Genomic DNA, 15,818 nt, shown 5'->3' with positions numbered 1-15,818 from the left:
GGTAGTAAAAGCCGCGTAAAATTTATTTTAAGAAAAAAAACTGCCGGATGAGTGATCCGGCAGCATAATTTAATATCCAATATCGAAATGGATAATATCTTAGATCTTACTGGTCTGTTTTGCCTCAATTTTCACCCCTTCAAATTCGTTCCCAGCTTGTCCAACACAGGCTGGAGGGCAAATGTAACCAAAATTGAAAGCTACGATCTCAGCCCCATTAGGTGTGGAAACATACAGATCTTTATTTTCAGTTTTACCGGTTTCGCTTACTTTCTGTTGAGTAGCAACGAAAACGATCGTTTGTCTGTCTTCCAACAGGATGTTTTCAGGGAATGAAGAAGGATATACACCCCAGTATACCCTGATACCGTCCGCACCTGCAGCTTCAGCTGTCTCAATATAGTGCTTCAGTTCATCCAGGCTGTACCAAACACTCAGAGAGTCCATTTTACCCAGGCGCTCAGAGTTTGCTTTCCATCTGTTTTCCCTGTAATTATTTTTGAGCATGGTTACATGCTTATCGTTTACAAATTGACCGGCTTTCATAATAGTAGCGGCTGACATAAGATATTTAATTTAGGTTTTGAAAATCTCATTGACAACATAAAACTAATTCAAAATAAATACAGTTATTACTGTAAGTTATTAATAATCATAACATTATAATGTGTATAAATTCGTAATTACTGTCTAATCAATTCATATGTGATTTTGTCTAATGCAAAAACCGAACTTTTCTACTCAATTTTCCTGTAAAAATGCAGTAATAACTGCGTTAATAACGGTGCATTTATACCGGTAATTATCGGTGTGGGTATTTTTTTTCTGCATACCACCTGATTTTGGGATACTCCTTCGGTCTGTTCAGGACTGTTACGATTACACTTTAGAATGGAGATCTTGAATACCGTGAAACCACGGGCTTTAAAATACCGTGATTCACGCAGTTTGTAATTGCGTATAGGTACGTTTCGTGTTGATTCATTGCCGGTTTTTTAACCCCACGAAATCGTAAAACTGAATCTGTATCTCAGCAATTTATCCGCCAAAAAACTCCTACCAGCATGACTGACAGGCATTTTGCTCATTGCGTGTTTATTCGGATGTTATAACCAGTTAACCAAACATAGCAAATGCAACGAACATATTCATCCATCAAACGTGCTGCGTCAACTTTATTTTTAATAATATTGATCAGGCAATTAGCCTGAATGCTGATTTAAAATATTGTACCCTTTGAAAACCCTAAATTGTATTGTCCCCCCCAAAGTACCATAACTGGCCTGCTTTTTAGCAGGCCTTTTCTTTTTTATACCACGCTCACTTCATAGTCTCTCAACGCAGTCATATCATATAAAAACCGAAATCCAATGACCGTTTGCAACAATGCATCCGAGGTCCGCAAAGTAATCTCTGTATCACTCTCCGTTACCCAGTTATTGAATGCGGTAGGCTCCCCATATAAATTGCTGAGGCGTGTAGCCAGCTGAAAACCAGGTCGATCCGGGTAAATGAATAGCCTGTTGATAAACTCATTCTCATTCACACCTGCGAATAGATGACTCAAATCAATCCCACTATCCTTGTGCTCAATCGTACACCTGATAGGCCTGTTAAAAACATGGTAAAGACCGCCATGCGGTGAAACGCTGAAATGATGTCTGCCCGTGTAAAGGTTAAAAGGCAGCATCCCTGGAATGTGTCCAGGCCTTCGGCCCAGCTGAATATCGCCGATGCCCAGGTGATGTAACCTGTAATGGTTGGGTTGCGATGAAGATTCCATACATGCAGGGTTCGTTCTTCTAAATTTACTAAATCATTCGCTCCAGAGGAGCCACCCCCCATCAAACCAGCTCCATACCCCCTGAAAATCATCACTCCTTCTTCAGTGAGTCTTCGCTTTGTGTTTTACGCTTCTCCGACACTTATTAGTCACTAGAAGGTCACTTGTATATCCCAGAGATAATGAGGTGATATACTGGTGTACTTGTAGTGAACTTATAATGTACGGATGCGAGCGAATTCCAGGTGTCTTCAGGGTACTAAAAAAGGCCCCTTCAAGGTATCATAACCTCAAAGGAGCCTTTCGAAAGAAATAAGTTGTAACTTATTTCTTTGGCTTCGCGCCCATGTAAAACACGAGCTTACCACCATTCATTATATCTTCATGCGTAATTGAATTACTTAGCACCGGCTTACCATTCAGTGTTACCTTTTGCACATATACATTCGTCTCACTCTGATTCGGCGCCTCTACCGTAAACGTCTTCCCGTTATCCAGGTTTAATACTGCATTTTTTACCGCAGGGCTACCCAAAATGTAAGCTGTAGATCCTGGGCAAACCGGGTAGAAACCTAAAGAAGTAAAGATGTACCAGGCACTCATCTGACCGCAATCATCATTACCACCCAAACCATCTGCCGCCGGCTTATACATTTTCTTCAGGATCATTCTCACACGTTCCTGTGTTTTCCAGGGCTCACCTGTCCAGTTGTATAAATAAGCAGCATGATGAGAAGGCTCATTACCATGTACATAGTTACCAATAATACCATCCCTGGTAATATCCTCTGTCTCTGCAAAGAATTCATCAGGCAGGTGCATGGTAAACAGGGAATCCAGGTGACGGGAAAACGCTTTCTTATCGCCACGCAGCGCAATCATTGCTGCTGGATCCTGTGGTACATATAAACTGTAGTTCCATGCATTCCCTTCTATGAAGCCCTGGTTATCGGTCTTCAGTGGATCAAATTCCTTCTTAAAGCTGCCATCACTCAGGCGTGGGCGCATATATCCTGAAGCCGGATCGTACACGTTTTTGTAGTTTTCCGCACGCTTCATGAACTCAGTATAGATATCATTCCTGTTCAGTTTCTTCGCCATTTGTGCAATACACCAGTCATCATAAGCATATTCCAGTGTTTTGGATACAGAAGCACCACTCTTGTCTTCAGGAACATAACCATTATCCATAAAGTAACCCAGGCCATCATAATTGCGATGACGTGCCGTCGTTACACAGGCATCCAGCGCCTTGTTCGCATCGAAAGGTGCATTGCCTTTCATCACCGCATCAGCAATGACTGATACACTGTGGTAGCCAATCATACACCAGTTCTCATTTGCATAATGTGACCATACCGGCAGCATGTGCTGTGCACTCTGATCAAAGTGTGCCAGCATGCTCTGTGCCATATCCGCATTGCGTTTTGGCTGAATGATATTGAACAGGGGATGCAAAGCACGGTAAGTATCCCAGAGGGAGAATGTTGTATAGTTAGTAAAGTTTTGCGCCTGGTGAATATTCTGATCCAAACCACGATAGTTACCATCTACATCCATATAAGTGGTAGGACTGATGAATGCATGATACATAGCGGTATAGAAGTTCACCATCTCATCTTCATTCAGCAGTTGCGCATCGATCTTATGCAGTTCTTTATTCCAGAGGGCCTGACCATCTGCCTTCACTTTTTCAAAATCCCATCCCGGTGCTTCAGCTCTCAGGTTTTTCAGTGCGCCTTCTGTGCTTACTGGTGATAATGCAAACTTGATCTTCACCTTTTCGCCGGCAGCTACCTTGAAGTCAAAATAAGCGCGGATCTGTCTTCCCGCCATTTCCGGGAAGTTGTGGTTCGTGTCGAACTTTCTCCAGAAACCCCTGTACACATCGTTCGTCTGGTTCTGGTGACCATATTGGTAGAATGGTTTGGAGAAAGACATCGCGAAGTATTCGATCCTTGTTCTTGCCCAGCCATTCGTCTGGCGGTAACCTGTAATCAGTGTATCATTTTCCACCCTTACAAAGGTCCACACATTCTTGTTGGAATAATTATAAATGCCTGCCATCAGATCGAGGATGATATGTGCCTGATCTGTAGCTTCAGCAAAAGTATATTGGTGAAAACCCACCCTGTTGGTAGCCGTGAGTTCGGCTGTGATATTGTATTTGTCCAGCTTTACTTTGTAGTAATCGGCAGCAGCGGTTTCATTGTCATGAGAGAAAGTACTGCGGTAGCCAGTTTCAGGATGCGCTGCTGTACCCGGGTTCAGGCGCAGCTGCCCTGTGGTGGGCATAATGAGAAAATCACCCAGGTCAGAATGGCCGGTGCCGCTGAAGTGAGTATGGCTAAATCCACAAATTGTTTTGTCTGAATACTGATAACCCGCGCAATATTTATACACATCCGGGTTATATTTTCCATTCATTTCATAAGGAATGGTATCCGTGTCCGGGCTGAGTTGCACCATGCCGAAAGGCACGGTAGCCCCTGGGTACACATGCCCCATTTTGGCTGTACCGATGATAGGTTTCACATAAGGCGTCAGGTCTTTTTCCTGTGCCTGTGAAGATTCCCCGGCTAAGAGCGTAAACGCCGTCAACATTGTAAGGTGATAAACAAAACGTGCACCCATTGGTTCAATTGATTTTTAAGCGTTGTAAAGTACAGGCACGGTTCAAAACACGTGTCATAGTTGGGTCAAAGAGTTTAAATGAAATGTAAATGTATGGCCGGTATTTGTGCAGAAAACCTGTGGAAGTTTAAATGAATTGTAAATCTATTTCAAATAAGGTTGCAGGTAGCCGGCCAGTTTGCTATAACCTGTGTTATTAGGATGCAGGCCATCTGTGTAAAGTGAGCTGTCGGGAGCCTGATCTGGCTTCAGCAATACCTGCCCCGGGTTGATAAACTGTACCTGTAAACTGCCTGCCAGGCGGAGAATACTTTTATTAATTTTTGCCACTCTTTCTGCCATGTCTACTCTTGGCAGTATACCCGCCAGCAATATTTCTGCCTTCGGTTGTCTTTCTTTAACGGCGAGAATTAATTGCTGTAAACCAGCAATGATCTCCGGATCATTATTCATTTGCAGGTTATTGGTACCTATCATAATGACAATCTTCTTTGCCTCAAAACCATCCAGTTCATCATGATAAACCCGCCAAAGCACATTTTCGATCCGATCCCATCCAAAACCCATATTTCGTGCAGCTGCTGGCCAGGAGTCAGTTCCCCTGGCTATAGGGCCGGCTGGTGTTCCGCCCCAGAAGTGGATGATGGAATTACCGATGATCAGCACTTCGGGAGCTTCCTTTTTGTTCATGCTCAGCTGTGTATAATGGCGAAGATCCCAGTCATACCGGACCAACTCACGATATTGGCGGCAGGGAATCGTTGTATTGATGTTGCCAACAGGCTCATGAAAGATCTCTCTAAGTGCCTGTGCATACCCGTTTGCATATTGCTGCATACCAATATCATTAGGATGTGTTCCATCTACCGTGCTTTCCAGGCCCATGCCTAATTGCGCAGCAGGGAGCAGGTATAATTGCTTCACCCCATCCAGGAGTAATTGCTCATAAGCCGCTTCCTGTGCCGCATTGCCGCTGATATGCCCATGTTCAACCAATAAGATCGGCGTATGAGGTTTAACCTTCCGGATCTGTTTTACTGCCGTCAATACCTTGTCCTTGATCTCAGCTGCAGGCAGGCCCCCGATATTGGGCAGGCAATCCAGCACATATATTTTTGCATCTATTTCTGTCAGTAGCTCCGTTACCGGTGGATCCAGTTTCCCGTTTCCGGCAAAGGCCAGGTTGATCACCGGCCGGTCCAGGATCCTGTCTAATTGATTGGCCCATGCTAATCCCGGGCGGGAGGCGCAGGCACCCTGGGCAATGGAAGTACCATATATTACAATAGGTTTCTCTTGTCTCAGCGGCAGAAAATGAATAGAATCCTCCCTGCTACCTACTTCCAGCCACTTCAAGGTATTATAAAGCGGCAAATACAGGCGATATTCCCCTATATTTTTGCTCAAACCAGGAAAACGATAAGTAATGGTATCCCCGAAACTGTATTTCCCCGCACTCCATTTCCATTCTCCGTTTGGATCTATACTATATAGATCCACGCCACTGGCCCCTGTAGCCGGCATATGGGGCATATCCTGTTTGCCCGTTACCACGTACCGCACCACGAGATCTGCTGCCGAAGTCCGAAATCTTAACGACAAACCGGCACTCATCCTTGATAAGTTCCAGACTTTGGGAGGCACCGTTTTTTCTGCTTTAGCGGGTAATCTGTCATATTTAGCGGCTACGGGGAAACCCTGGCCTTCAATCCGGGAGGGCGTATACCAGTGGTACCCGGTATCCTGCTGGGCATGGGCTGTGCCACAGATCAGGCTGATAATGGCCAGCATGGCTAATTGTGGAATGCGGCAGTTTTTCAAAGGAGAATGAAATTTAAATTAAAGAAAATAAGAGGTATCTATCCTGTAGGCCTTTGCGCGAAGCACATTGGCCATAAAATCACAAACCACAAAATACTTTTTTTAAAATATACTCAGCAATTTGAATAATTTTGATCACAAATTTTTGGGACAGTGACTAAACCGATACTCGTAATTAAATTTGGATCAGCCTCCATCACACATGCAGATGGCGAGCTGGATGAGACGATCATAGCTTCAATAGCCCGTCAGGTGGCAGAATTACAGGAGCAGTACAATATCGTGTTAGTTTCTTCAGGAGCAGTAGCTGCAGGCAAAAAATTCCTGCACGAATACAGTGGCACCATCAGTGAGCGCAAAGCGGCAGCTGCCATCGGCAACCCCTTGCTCCTTAGCAAGTATGCCCGTTATTTCTCTCCGTACAACATCGCCATTGCCCAAAGCCTCTGCGAACGCCGTCACTTCAGTAACAGGCAACAGTTCCTGCAACTGAAAAAAACGTACGAAGAACTGTGGGCAAGCAATGTCATCCCGGTAGCAAATGAAAATGACGTAGTGAGCGACCTGGAATTGAAATTTTCTGACAACGATGAACTGGCTACACTGATTGCCGTAGGCTTTGGAGCCTCTTTGCTGTTATTCAGTACCTCCGTAGGCGGATTGCTGGATAAAGACGGAAAAGTAGTGCCGGAAGTCCCGGAAATCAACGAATCAATATTATCACTCGCAGATACAAAGAAATCATCAGTAGGCCTGGGTGGCATGGTGTCTAAACTCACCTTTGCCCGCCTCGCTACCAGGATGGGAATAGGTGTGGTGATCTTTGGTATTCATACCACCGATGGTATCCTGAACGCAATAGCAGGCAGCACCGGCACCGTATGCTTACCACAGGAATGCAGCATGCCTGCAAGAAAGAAATGGCTGGCCAGCGGTAGCCTGGTAACAGGCCGCGTACTGGTAGATGCCGGTGCACTGACAGCACTACAGAAAAGACGTAGCTTGCTGGCAGTAGGTGTATTATCAGTGCTCGATGCATTCGAAGGAGGAGAAGTATTTGAAATAGTAGACGAAGAGCACAATGTAATCGCTGTGGCACGCGCAAAAGTTTCTTCTGACTTACTCTCGGAAGATAACAAGCAACATGACCTTGAGGTTGCACATGCAGACGACATCGTATTGCTGTAGCAATTGAAAAAGAATTCACCATGCAAAGCATACAACAAATGCTGGTAGATGCCCAACAGGCTACCAGCGCTATAAAGTCACTCGCCGATGAGCAGAAGCAACAACTGCTGCGCAAACTGGCAGTACAAGTCTCGGCACAAACAGCAGCGATCGTAGCCGAAAACAAAAAGGACCTGGATAAAATGTCTGACGAAGACCCGAAGAAGGATCGCTTATTGCTGAATGAAGTGCGGATTAAACAACTCGCAGATAGTCTGAATGAAATAGCCGCCCTGCCTGATCCTGCAAATGAAGTCGTGTTGGAACGTACGCTGGACAATGGTTTGCATGTACAGAAGCGTACTGTGCCCCTGGGGGTTGTAGGTGTGATTTACGAATCAAGGCCTAATGTAACCCTTGATGTAGCAGCACTGTGTATCCGTTCAGGTAATGTTTGTGTATTAAGAGGCGGTTCCGATGCTTTCCATACAAATACGATATTAGTACAGATCATCCAGGATGTACTGAAGGCGTTCAACGTAAATATACATGCCGTACAATTGCTGCCCGTAGATCGTGCACTGATCCAGGAGATGCTGACAGCAGTAAAATATATTGATATCATCATACCAAGAGGCTCACAACAGCTGATTGAATATGTACGTGCAAATAGCAAGGTGCCTGTGATAGAAACAGGTGCAGGTGTATGTCATACTTATGTTGAAGCGACTGCTGACCTGGAGAAGGCTGCTAAGATCGTAACGAATGCAAAAGTAAGTCGTCCTTCAGTATGTAATTCACTGGATACCGTGCTGGTAGATGAGCAGGTGGCAACTGGTTTATTAACATTGTTAGCACCTTCACTGGCGGCTTATAATGTAGAGATCTTTGCAGATGCTCCTTCTTATAAGATATTGGAAGGCTTATCTTATCCATATTTACAGCATGCAGCACCGGGGGATTTTGGTCGTGAATTTCTCGATTTTAAATGCTCTGTCAAAATTGTAAATGGTGTAGAAGAAGCATTAAAGCATATTCAGGAATTCTCTTCCAAACATTCTGAAGCCATCGTATCCAACGATGCGGTGATCAGTGAACGCTTCCTGAACGAAGTAGATGCTGCTGCGGTGTATGTCAATGCCAGCACCCGTTTCACAGATGGTGGTGTATTTGGATTAGGTGCAGAGATCGGGATCTCTACCCAGAAACTCCATGCCCGCGGACCATTTGCACTGGAAAAACTGGTGACGGAAAAATGGTTTGTGAGAGGAGATGGCCAGGTACGTTAATTCAATTGACCGGGTTCGTTAATTTTTCTAAAAGTATAACCTTCTTTTTTCAATAGGGTGATCAGCTCACCAAGGTGATCATACAATTTATCTTTACGCCGGGGATCAGTGCCTGCATGGATCAGCAGGATCACACCATTCAATCGACCTTTAAAATTGGAGATGGATTTGAGAATAGCTGCACTGCTTTTGTAAGCAGCACCCATTTCCGGATAGGTATAATCAGCGTTGCTGCCTGTACCCGGCGTAAAGTTCACCACCTGCAAACCCATATCAGCAGCCCAATCCGCCACTTTATTATTCCACCATTCATAAGGAGGAATAAAATATCTGACCCGCGAAGTATCCACACCTGCTGTAGACATTTTAGATAAACACTGCAACATATCCGTCTTAAATTCTGCCTGCGTTACTAACAGACTATCTCTCTTTTTCCAGTCACAATACAATAAATGCTGATCAGAATGTGGGCCTAAATAATGACCCTCTTTAATCAATTCCCCCACATTATTCCGCTCGTAAAATTTACCTGTGAAGAAGAAAGAAGCCTTTACTTTTTGTTGTTTCAAAACACGCGTAATGGTGGGTAATCCATCTGCAAATTCATCAGCAGTGAACACGAGGGAGATCTCTTTTTTAGTGCTATCAGTTCTTGTAATCCCCTTCAATGCACTTTCCTGGGCAGCTAATAAATAGATCAGCACTGCCGTTCCATCCATGGTAGGTTCATTCGTACTATAATCCCCAAAGTCATCGTGGTAAACGGCGAGATCACTTTGAAATGCGGCATACTCATCTTCATGCTCCAGTTTAATCCCGATCAAACCCTTATAAATACTGGTGTATACAGGACCATCAACTAGTCCTCCATCAATCGGGTACTGTTTCAGATGTGAAAAAGAAGAATGCGGATCAGCAGGTGTATCGCCGTTTGCCGGCAATCCATACACCATAGAAGTACCCCAGGGATTGCAGCCAAATAACCAGTCAAAGCATGCCTGCTCTAATGGCAGGTAAGTATTATCTCCACTTAGTTGCCTGTACCAGTAACATTGAATCGTAAAAGCAGTGGTTAAATTATTACTACACCATATAAAGGGAATGGCGCGATAAAATGCATTGTGATCAGCCTTGCGCCATACACGTTCAATCCCTTCTTTATAAAATTGAATGAGGCTATCCCTTTGTGCACCCTTTACTTGCTTTGCTAATTCATAGTGCCCGGGATTAATAAAAGGATACCATTGGTAATGCCTGGCCGTGTCTTTTCCTAACCAGGGAGTCACGGGCTCCTGCCTGGCAAAAGCCATGGCCTCCGCAGGTTTAGACAACATCGCTGCTGCCAGTTCCATATCATCTGCCCAATTATCTTCTTCATAAAAATAAGGAGAGCGACCCGGTGCTGTCTGGCATACACCGGGATGTTTCAAACCTAATTGATAGGCAGCTATCGCTTTATCCTGCATGAAAGAAGAAGAGAACAACTGTGATCCTAGTGCAAAACAACTTGCAAACTTACCTGCTGTAGAAGCAATGCCGGTTGCCCTGTTTTTATATTTCAACAAGCCCTGCGGTTGGCCGGAACAAAAATAAACAGGCCGCTCCAGGCCATGCTGGTAAAAGTTTGTATCCTGTTTGGGGAGGCGCATACCCTGGTGATCCCTGTCGTCGCCAATCTGGTTGAACAGCCAGTCATCGGCAGGATTCATTTTAAGTAACCAGTCCAGCCCCCATTTTGCCTCATCCATGGCATCAGAGAAGCCGTTTTTTCCGCTCAAACCATTTGCCTGCACCGTATCTCCGAACACGCCCGGGAAGTCTCTGCAAGCGGCTAATAAATGATAAGTCGCATTGGCCGAGGTAGTGGCATATTGCAAATAATCGGTGGCATCATGCCATCCCCCGGAAACATTCACAAAAGTATCTTTAGGGGCATACACCGTAAACCCATCATGGGTATGACAGCTATCTTTCAAAAAGGGATTGAACCCACTCCTTTGCTGCCGCATATATCTTAAACAAAATTCAGCCGCCCCTGCATACACTCCTTCGTCGATTGCAAACTGTGGAGAACGGGTTTCACCTGCCTGGATATAATATAGCCCTGCCCGCTGCAAAGCGGTAAAATCCAGTCTGCAGGTTTGTGCAAACGGACCATAGGCACCTGCGGCTTTTCCCGCAGCATGCCTGTACACCACTTTACCGCTGTGCACATCAATTACCTCAAAATTTTTTAATGTATCTTGGCCTTTACTGCACCAAACAGCGACTTTCATTCCTGCAGGCCGGTACCCGAGCTGATTAATACGGATCCAGCCGGCAGTAACCGAAAGCTGTAAAAACAGGAGCAGCAATAGTATGGATAGTTTTTTCATACACTTATCTTTGTCTGTGGAATCAGGATGAATGTAAATTTATTCGTCTTTTTGCATATTATTTTAGTTTTTTTGCGTTTTTCTCTGTAAGTTTATTTGAGGGAATGCGTTTTTATGCGGTTTTATCTGCCAAAATTGTATATCGGTTATGTCACCAGTGCTTTTATTCTCAATTGTTGTCGTTTATTTTATTGTCTTATTGGTAGTAGCCTGGTATACCGGCCGTAATTCCAGTAACGAATCCTTTTTTATTGGTAACCGCAATTCCAACTGGATGCTGGTTGCCTTTGGGATGATTGGTACCTCCCTGAGCGGTGTCACTTTTGTAAGTGTGCCAGGGGATGTAGCAAAGAATTCCTTCTCTTATTTCCAGGTCACGATTGGTTACCTGATCGGTTACCTGGTCATTGCCTTTGTGCTCCTGCCTTTGTATTACCGGTTGAAGCTCACCTCTATTTATCATTACCTGGAGACCCGTTTTGGCGTGGCTTCTTACAAAACAGGAGCTTCCTTTTTTATATTATCCAGAACACTGGGTGCTACTGCAAGGTTGTACCTCGTGGTAAATATTCTGCAGGAAGCAATCATGAACCAGTTCGGTATTCCTTTCTGGGTCACAACGCTGGTGATCCTGCTCATGATCCTGCTCTATACATTTGAAGGAGGCGTGAAAACGATTGTCTATACCGATACCCTGCAAACCACCTGTATGTTGCTGGGCCTGGTGCTCTGCACCATTTATATCCTGCACAGCATGGATATCAGCATGGGTGAAAGTATCAACAGAATGTCGCAGAGGGGTATGACAAGGATCTTCTTTGGTGATCCGGATAGCAAGTTATTCTTCCTGAAACAGATCCTGGGGGGTGCATTCATCACCATTACTATGACAGGTATGGACCAGGAAATGATGCAGAAAAATATCTCTGTAAAAACACTGAAAGATGCACAGAAAAATGTGGTAACCCTGTCACTCATCCTGATGGTGGTATTGCTCCTGTTCCTTTTCTTAGGTGGTTTATTATACCTGTATGCAGAGCAGCTGAATGTAAATGTAAAGGGTGATAAACTCTTCCCTGCACTGGCATTGAACCACATGCCTGCTTACATGTCAATTATCTTTATAGTGGCCCTGATCTCTGCCTTATTCCCAAGTGCAGATGGTGCCATCACAGCATTGACCTCCTGTTTCTGCATAGATATCCTGGGTATTAACAGGGATGTATCACTGGGTGAAAGGGAAAGAAAAGCTATCAGGCAGCGCGTGCACCTTGTTTTTACATTGATCTTCCTGCTGTTTGTGATGGTCTTTAAATGGGTGAGTAGTGCCAGCATGATTGGGGTGATCCTCATTGTAGCGAGTTATACTTATGGACCATTACTGGGTTTATTCTCCTTTGGGATCCTCACGAATCGTCGTGTTCATGACAAGGCTGTACCTGTGATTGCAGTGGTAGCACCATTGGTTTGTTTATTGCTGGATACTTATCAATCATCAATACTGGGCGAGTTTAAAATAGGTTTGGAACTATTACTGATAAATGGCTTACTGATGTTTGCCGGCCTATGGATCTTCTCAAAACCCGCAGAAAAAACTTTATTATAATATGCTAACTACTGAAAGTTCATCCCATTATAACAACCTGGAAAAGATGAGCATCAAAGCCATCCTGGAAGGGATCAACAACGAGGACAATACTGTGCCACAGGCAGTCGCAAAGGCGCTGCCGCAAATCGAAAAGCTGGTGACAGCTACCGTAGCACAAATGAAAAAAGGAGGTCGCCTTTTTTACATAGGAGCGGGTACCAGCGGGCGATTGGGCATCCTGGATGCATCAGAATGTCCGCCTACATTTGGTGTAGGTTTTGATCTTGTCATAGGGTTGATAGCAGGAGGTGATACGGCCATCCGCAAAGCAGTAGAATTTGCAGAAGATGATAAAGCACAGGCCACAAAAGACCTGGATGCATATAATATTAACGGGCATGATGTTGTGATCGGTATTGCTGCATCAGGTACAACTCCTTATGTAATAGGTGGTGTACAACAGATGCGTGCAAGGGGAATCCTGACAGGTTGTATTACCTGCAACCTGCATAGTCCGCTGGCCGCAGCAGTAGAATACCCTGTAGAAGTGCCGGTAGGTGCGGAATTCCTGACAGGAAGCACCCGTATGAAAGCAGGTACTGCACAGAAACTGGTACTGAATATGATCTCTACTACGGTTATGATACAACTGGGCAGGGTGAAAGGGAATAAGATGGTGGATATGCAACTGAGCAATCATAAACTGATAGACAGGGGTATCAGAATGGTGATGAGTGAAACGGGCGTGGACCAGGACCGGGCAAAACAACTGTTGGAAAAACATGGCAGTATCAGGGCTGCTATCGAAAGCCGGATGCATGAATAGTAATTTACACAGACTCTTTACCATCGCGCAAAAGCCGGTACGGCGTATTATCGGGCTCATGTCGGGTACATCGCTCGACGGGCTGGATGTGGCCCTGTGTGCGGTCAGCGGTAGTGGAATGGACACGAAAGTGTTGCTGGAGCAATTTGAAACAGTACCTTATCCACTGGCAGTAAAAGAGGAGATCCGTAAGATCTTTGCAAAAGAAACGATTTCGTTTCAGCAGTTATGCCTGCTCAATCCATGGATTGCAGCTCATCATGCAGCGTGGATCTTACAGTGCCTGGAGAAATGGAAGATAGCTCCTGCCGAAGTAGATCTCATTGCATCGCACGGGCAAACAGTATTTCATAGTCCTAAGATATTACATCAGCAGGCAGCCTTTCCGAATGCTACTTTGCAGATCGGAGACGGTGATCATATTGCTGTGAAAACGGGCATCATCACCCTGAGTGATTTTCGCCAGAAGCATATAGCAGCGGGAGGGGAGGGAGCACCACTCGCTTTGTACGGTGATTACTGTTTATTCTCTCAGCAGGGAGAAGACAGGATCATGCTGAATATGGGTGGTATTGCGAACTTTACATTCCTGCCGGGATCACTGGATGCAAACAAGGTGTTTGTAACAGATACAGGACCAGGCAATACCCTGCTGGATGCATTTTCCCGTCATTATTTCCAGAAAGAATTTGATGAGGATGCGCAGTTTGCAAAGCAGGGCACAGTGAATGAAAAACTATTAACTGCTTTGAAAGAGAACTCCTTTTTTAAAGAAGGATTTCCCCGCACTACCGGCCCTGAATTATTCAGTAAGGAATATGTATTGCAGGCACAATCAAAAAGTGAAACCAACAATTTGTCTTCATTTGATGTAATGGCAACATTGACCCGTTTCAGTGCAGATACAATTACAGATGCACTCCTAAGCGTATTGGATGCAAATAGATCTTACGCCGTGTATATGAGTGGTGGCGGTGCACACAATCCGCTCCTGGTCGGGTTGATCAAAGCCCGCATGCCTCAACTAAAGATAAGCACGACCAGTCAACTGGGAATAGCGGGAGATGCAAAAGAAGCGGTTTTATTTGCTATCTTGGCAAATGAAGCGGTGATGGGAGAGGGCATTCAATTCGGGAAGCCCGGAATGCCGGCGGTTACGATGGGAAAATTTTCATTTCCTGCATAAACCGGCAATTTTCCCCAAAAGAATGGCGTGAATCAGCAAAAAATGCGGATTTATATTTGGATTTGTGCGTTTTTTTGCTGAATTTCATTTCCAGATCGCACCAATATTCTATTTTCAATCAAACCAATAAAAGCGGGATGCTAAAAGAAGAACGCCACGCCTATATACTTCATCAGGTGAACTTACATAACAAGGTGCTGTCTTCACATCTGAGTGAACAGATCCAGGTATCTGAGGATACGATCCGCAGAGATCTGGCAGAACTGGCGCAGGAAGGTAAGATCATCAAGGTACATGGTGGCGCGTTATCCAATTCTTTTCATCTCGGTATCACTTCGCAGGATGTATATGCTGTAGAAGATAAAAAGACCATCGCATTAAAAGCGGTACAACTGATCCAGGATGGCATGTTTGTATTAACAACGGGTGGTACTACTATCGCAGAACTGGCACGGATGCTGCCAAAGGATCTGCAGGCCACTTTCATCACGGTAAGTTTACCGGCAGCTTTTGAATATGCCAACCATCCTAACATTGAAGTGATCGTAATCGGAGATAAACTGGCAAAAGGTTCCAAGATCACAGTCGGTGGAGAAGCGATTTCGAAGATAAAGATGATCAAAGCGGATCTCTGTTTCCTGGGGAATAATGCAATGGATGCAAGTGATGGACTGACGGATAATGACTGGGAAGTGGTACAGGTAAAGCGTGCCATGATCAGTACATCTAAAAAAGTGGTGGTGTTATCCATTTCAGAAAAGCTGGATACAGCAGAGCAGCTGAAGATTTGTGATGTGGAAGATATAGATATTCTGATCACAGAACTGCCACCGAATTCGAAAAAATTACAGCCGTATAAGAAGAAAGGCATTCAGATATTATAATAGGGAGTGACCTGTGTTACATTTTATTTAAAAGGTCGGGGCTGAAGCCTGCGGCCGGCTTAAGGAATCGTAATAAGTAAACACTTGTGAATAAACTATGGGGAGCATAGCGACCCGAAATCAAACTCGTCGTTCAGTATGGAAGCCATGCTCAAAGCATAATCAGTCATTTATTTTGCAGGACCGTTGTCGTAACCAGTGAAATTATTTCGCCTGAAAACTGGCAAGGGGAATTTATTGCCATCAACCAACAACCTGTAATCAT

11 protein-coding genes are annotated in these 15,818 nt (G+C 44.6%); 6 read left to right on the top strand and 5 right to left on the bottom strand.

The window, feature by feature from the left end; all coding sequences use genetic code 11:
- Window positions 1-99: 99 nt before the first annotated feature.
- From U0033_RS14500 to U0033_RS14485, 4 genes are all read right to left on the bottom strand, one after another.
- Complete coding sequence (locus U0033_RS14500) at window positions 100-564, bottom strand: hypothetical protein (RefSeq protein ID WP_072362623.1); 465 nt, start codon at window positions 562-564, stop codon at window positions 100-102.
- 745 nt (window positions 565-1,309) lie between these two features.
- The gene (locus tag U0033_RS14495; RefSeq protein ID WP_072362622.1) at window positions 1,310-1,783 is read right to left on the bottom strand and encodes a hypothetical protein; all 474 of its coding nucleotides are present in this window, start codon (window positions 1,781-1,783) and stop codon (window positions 1,310-1,312) included.
- A gap of 324 nt (window positions 1,784-2,107) precedes the next feature.
- Window positions 2,108-4,417 carry a GH92 family glycosyl hydrolase gene (locus tag U0033_RS14490; protein ID WP_083571590.1) on the bottom strand — a complete coding sequence of 770 codons (2,310 nt, stop codon included), beginning with the start codon at window positions 4,415-4,417 and terminating at the stop codon, window positions 2,108-2,110.
- A gap of 144 nt (window positions 4,418-4,561) precedes the next feature.
- The gene (locus U0033_RS14485; protein ID WP_177318628.1) at window positions 4,562-6,238 is read right to left on the bottom strand and encodes an SGNH/GDSL hydrolase family protein; all 1,677 of its coding nucleotides are present in this window, start codon (window positions 6,236-6,238) and stop codon (window positions 4,562-4,564) included.
- 153 nt (window positions 6,239-6,391) lie between these two features.
- On the opposite strand from U0033_RS14485, the gene proB reads away from it, so the two are divergent.
- Both proB and U0033_RS14475 read left to right on the top strand, forming a co-directional pair.
- Complete coding sequence (gene proB, locus U0033_RS14480; protein WP_072362620.1) at window positions 6,392-7,426, top strand: glutamate 5-kinase; 1,035 nt, start codon at window positions 6,392-6,394, stop codon at window positions 7,424-7,426.
- Window positions 7,427-7,446: 20 nt separating this feature from the next.
- Window positions 7,447-8,694, top strand: coding sequence for a glutamate-5-semialdehyde dehydrogenase (locus tag U0033_RS14475; protein ID WP_072362619.1), 1,248 nt, complete (start codon window positions 7,447-7,449; stop codon window positions 8,692-8,694).
- Here U0033_RS14475 and U0033_RS14470 read toward each other — a convergent pair.
- Window positions 8,691-11,069, bottom strand: a complete 2,379-nt coding sequence (locus tag U0033_RS14470) for a glycoside hydrolase family 9 protein (protein WP_072362618.1) — start codon at window positions 11,067-11,069, stop codon at window positions 8,691-8,693. The genes U0033_RS14475 and U0033_RS14470 overlap by 4 nt on opposite strands.
- A gap of 148 nt (window positions 11,070-11,217) precedes the next feature.
- Here U0033_RS14470 and U0033_RS14465 point away from each other — a divergent pair, with 148 nt between their 5' ends.
- The 4 genes from U0033_RS14465 to U0033_RS14450 all read left to right on the top strand — a co-directional run bounded on the left by U0033_RS14465 (window position 11,218) and on the right by U0033_RS14450 (window position 15,553).
- A complete protein-coding gene (locus U0033_RS14465) occupies window positions 11,218-12,675 on the top strand; it encodes a sodium:solute symporter (RefSeq protein WP_072362617.1) in 1,458 nt (485 codons plus the stop codon).
- Between the two features lies 1 nt (window position 12,676).
- Window positions 12,677-13,483 (top strand): N-acetylmuramic acid 6-phosphate etherase, encoded by an 807-nt coding sequence (gene murQ, locus U0033_RS14460; protein WP_072362616.1) that lies wholly within the window; start codon window positions 12,677-12,679, stop codon window positions 13,481-13,483.
- Window positions 13,476-14,669 (top strand): anhydro-N-acetylmuramic acid kinase, encoded by a 1,194-nt coding sequence (locus U0033_RS14455; RefSeq protein ID WP_072362615.1) that lies wholly within the window; start codon window positions 13,476-13,478, stop codon window positions 14,667-14,669. The genes murQ and U0033_RS14455 overlap by 8 nt, the downstream gene beginning before the upstream one ends.
- A 137-nt stretch (window positions 14,670-14,806) precedes the next feature.
- Window positions 14,807-15,553, top strand: a complete 747-nt coding sequence (locus tag U0033_RS14450) for a DeoR/GlpR family DNA-binding transcription regulator (RefSeq protein ID WP_072362614.1) — start codon at window positions 14,807-14,809, stop codon at window positions 15,551-15,553.
- Window positions 15,554-15,818 lie beyond the last annotated feature (265 nt).

Source organism: Chitinophaga sancti, assembly GCF_034424315.1.
Classification (GTDB): Bacteria; Bacteroidota; Bacteroidia; order Chitinophagales; family Chitinophagaceae; genus Chitinophaga; species Chitinophaga sancti.
This window is presented reverse-complemented; position numbering and strand designations above follow the sequence as displayed.

Bases quoted from the DNA above. Each gene is read 5' to 3' on its own strand.
- U0033_RS14500 (WP_072362623.1), bottom strand. From the start codon at position 564: ATGTCAGCCGCTACTATTATGAAAGCCGGTCAATTTGTAAACGATAAG.
- U0033_RS14495 (WP_072362622.1), bottom strand. From the start codon at position 1,783: ATGGAATCTTCATCGCAACCCAACCATTACAGGTTACATCACCTGGGC.
- U0033_RS14490 (WP_083571590.1), bottom strand. From the start codon at position 4,417: ATGGGTGCACGTTTTGTTTATCACCTTACAATGTTGACGGCGTTTACG.
- U0033_RS14475 (WP_072362619.1), top strand. From the start codon at position 7,447: ATGCAAAGCATACAACAAATGCTGGTAGATGCCCAACAGGCTACCAGC.
- U0033_RS14470 (WP_072362618.1), bottom strand. From the start codon at position 11,069: ATGAAAAAACTATCCATACTATTGCTGCTCCTGTTTTTACAGCTTTCG.
- U0033_RS14465 (WP_072362617.1), top strand. From the start codon at position 11,218: ATGTCACCAGTGCTTTTATTCTCAATTGTTGTCGTTTATTTTATTGTC.
- murQ (WP_072362616.1), top strand. From the start codon at position 12,677: ATGCTAACTACTGAAAGTTCATCCCATTATAACAACCTGGAAAAGATG.
- U0033_RS14455 (WP_072362615.1), top strand. From the start codon at position 13,476: ATGAATAGTAATTTACACAGACTCTTTACCATCGCGCAAAAGCCGGTA.
- U0033_RS14450 (WP_072362614.1), top strand. From the start codon at position 14,807: ATGCTAAAAGAAGAACGCCACGCCTATATACTTCATCAGGTGAACTTA.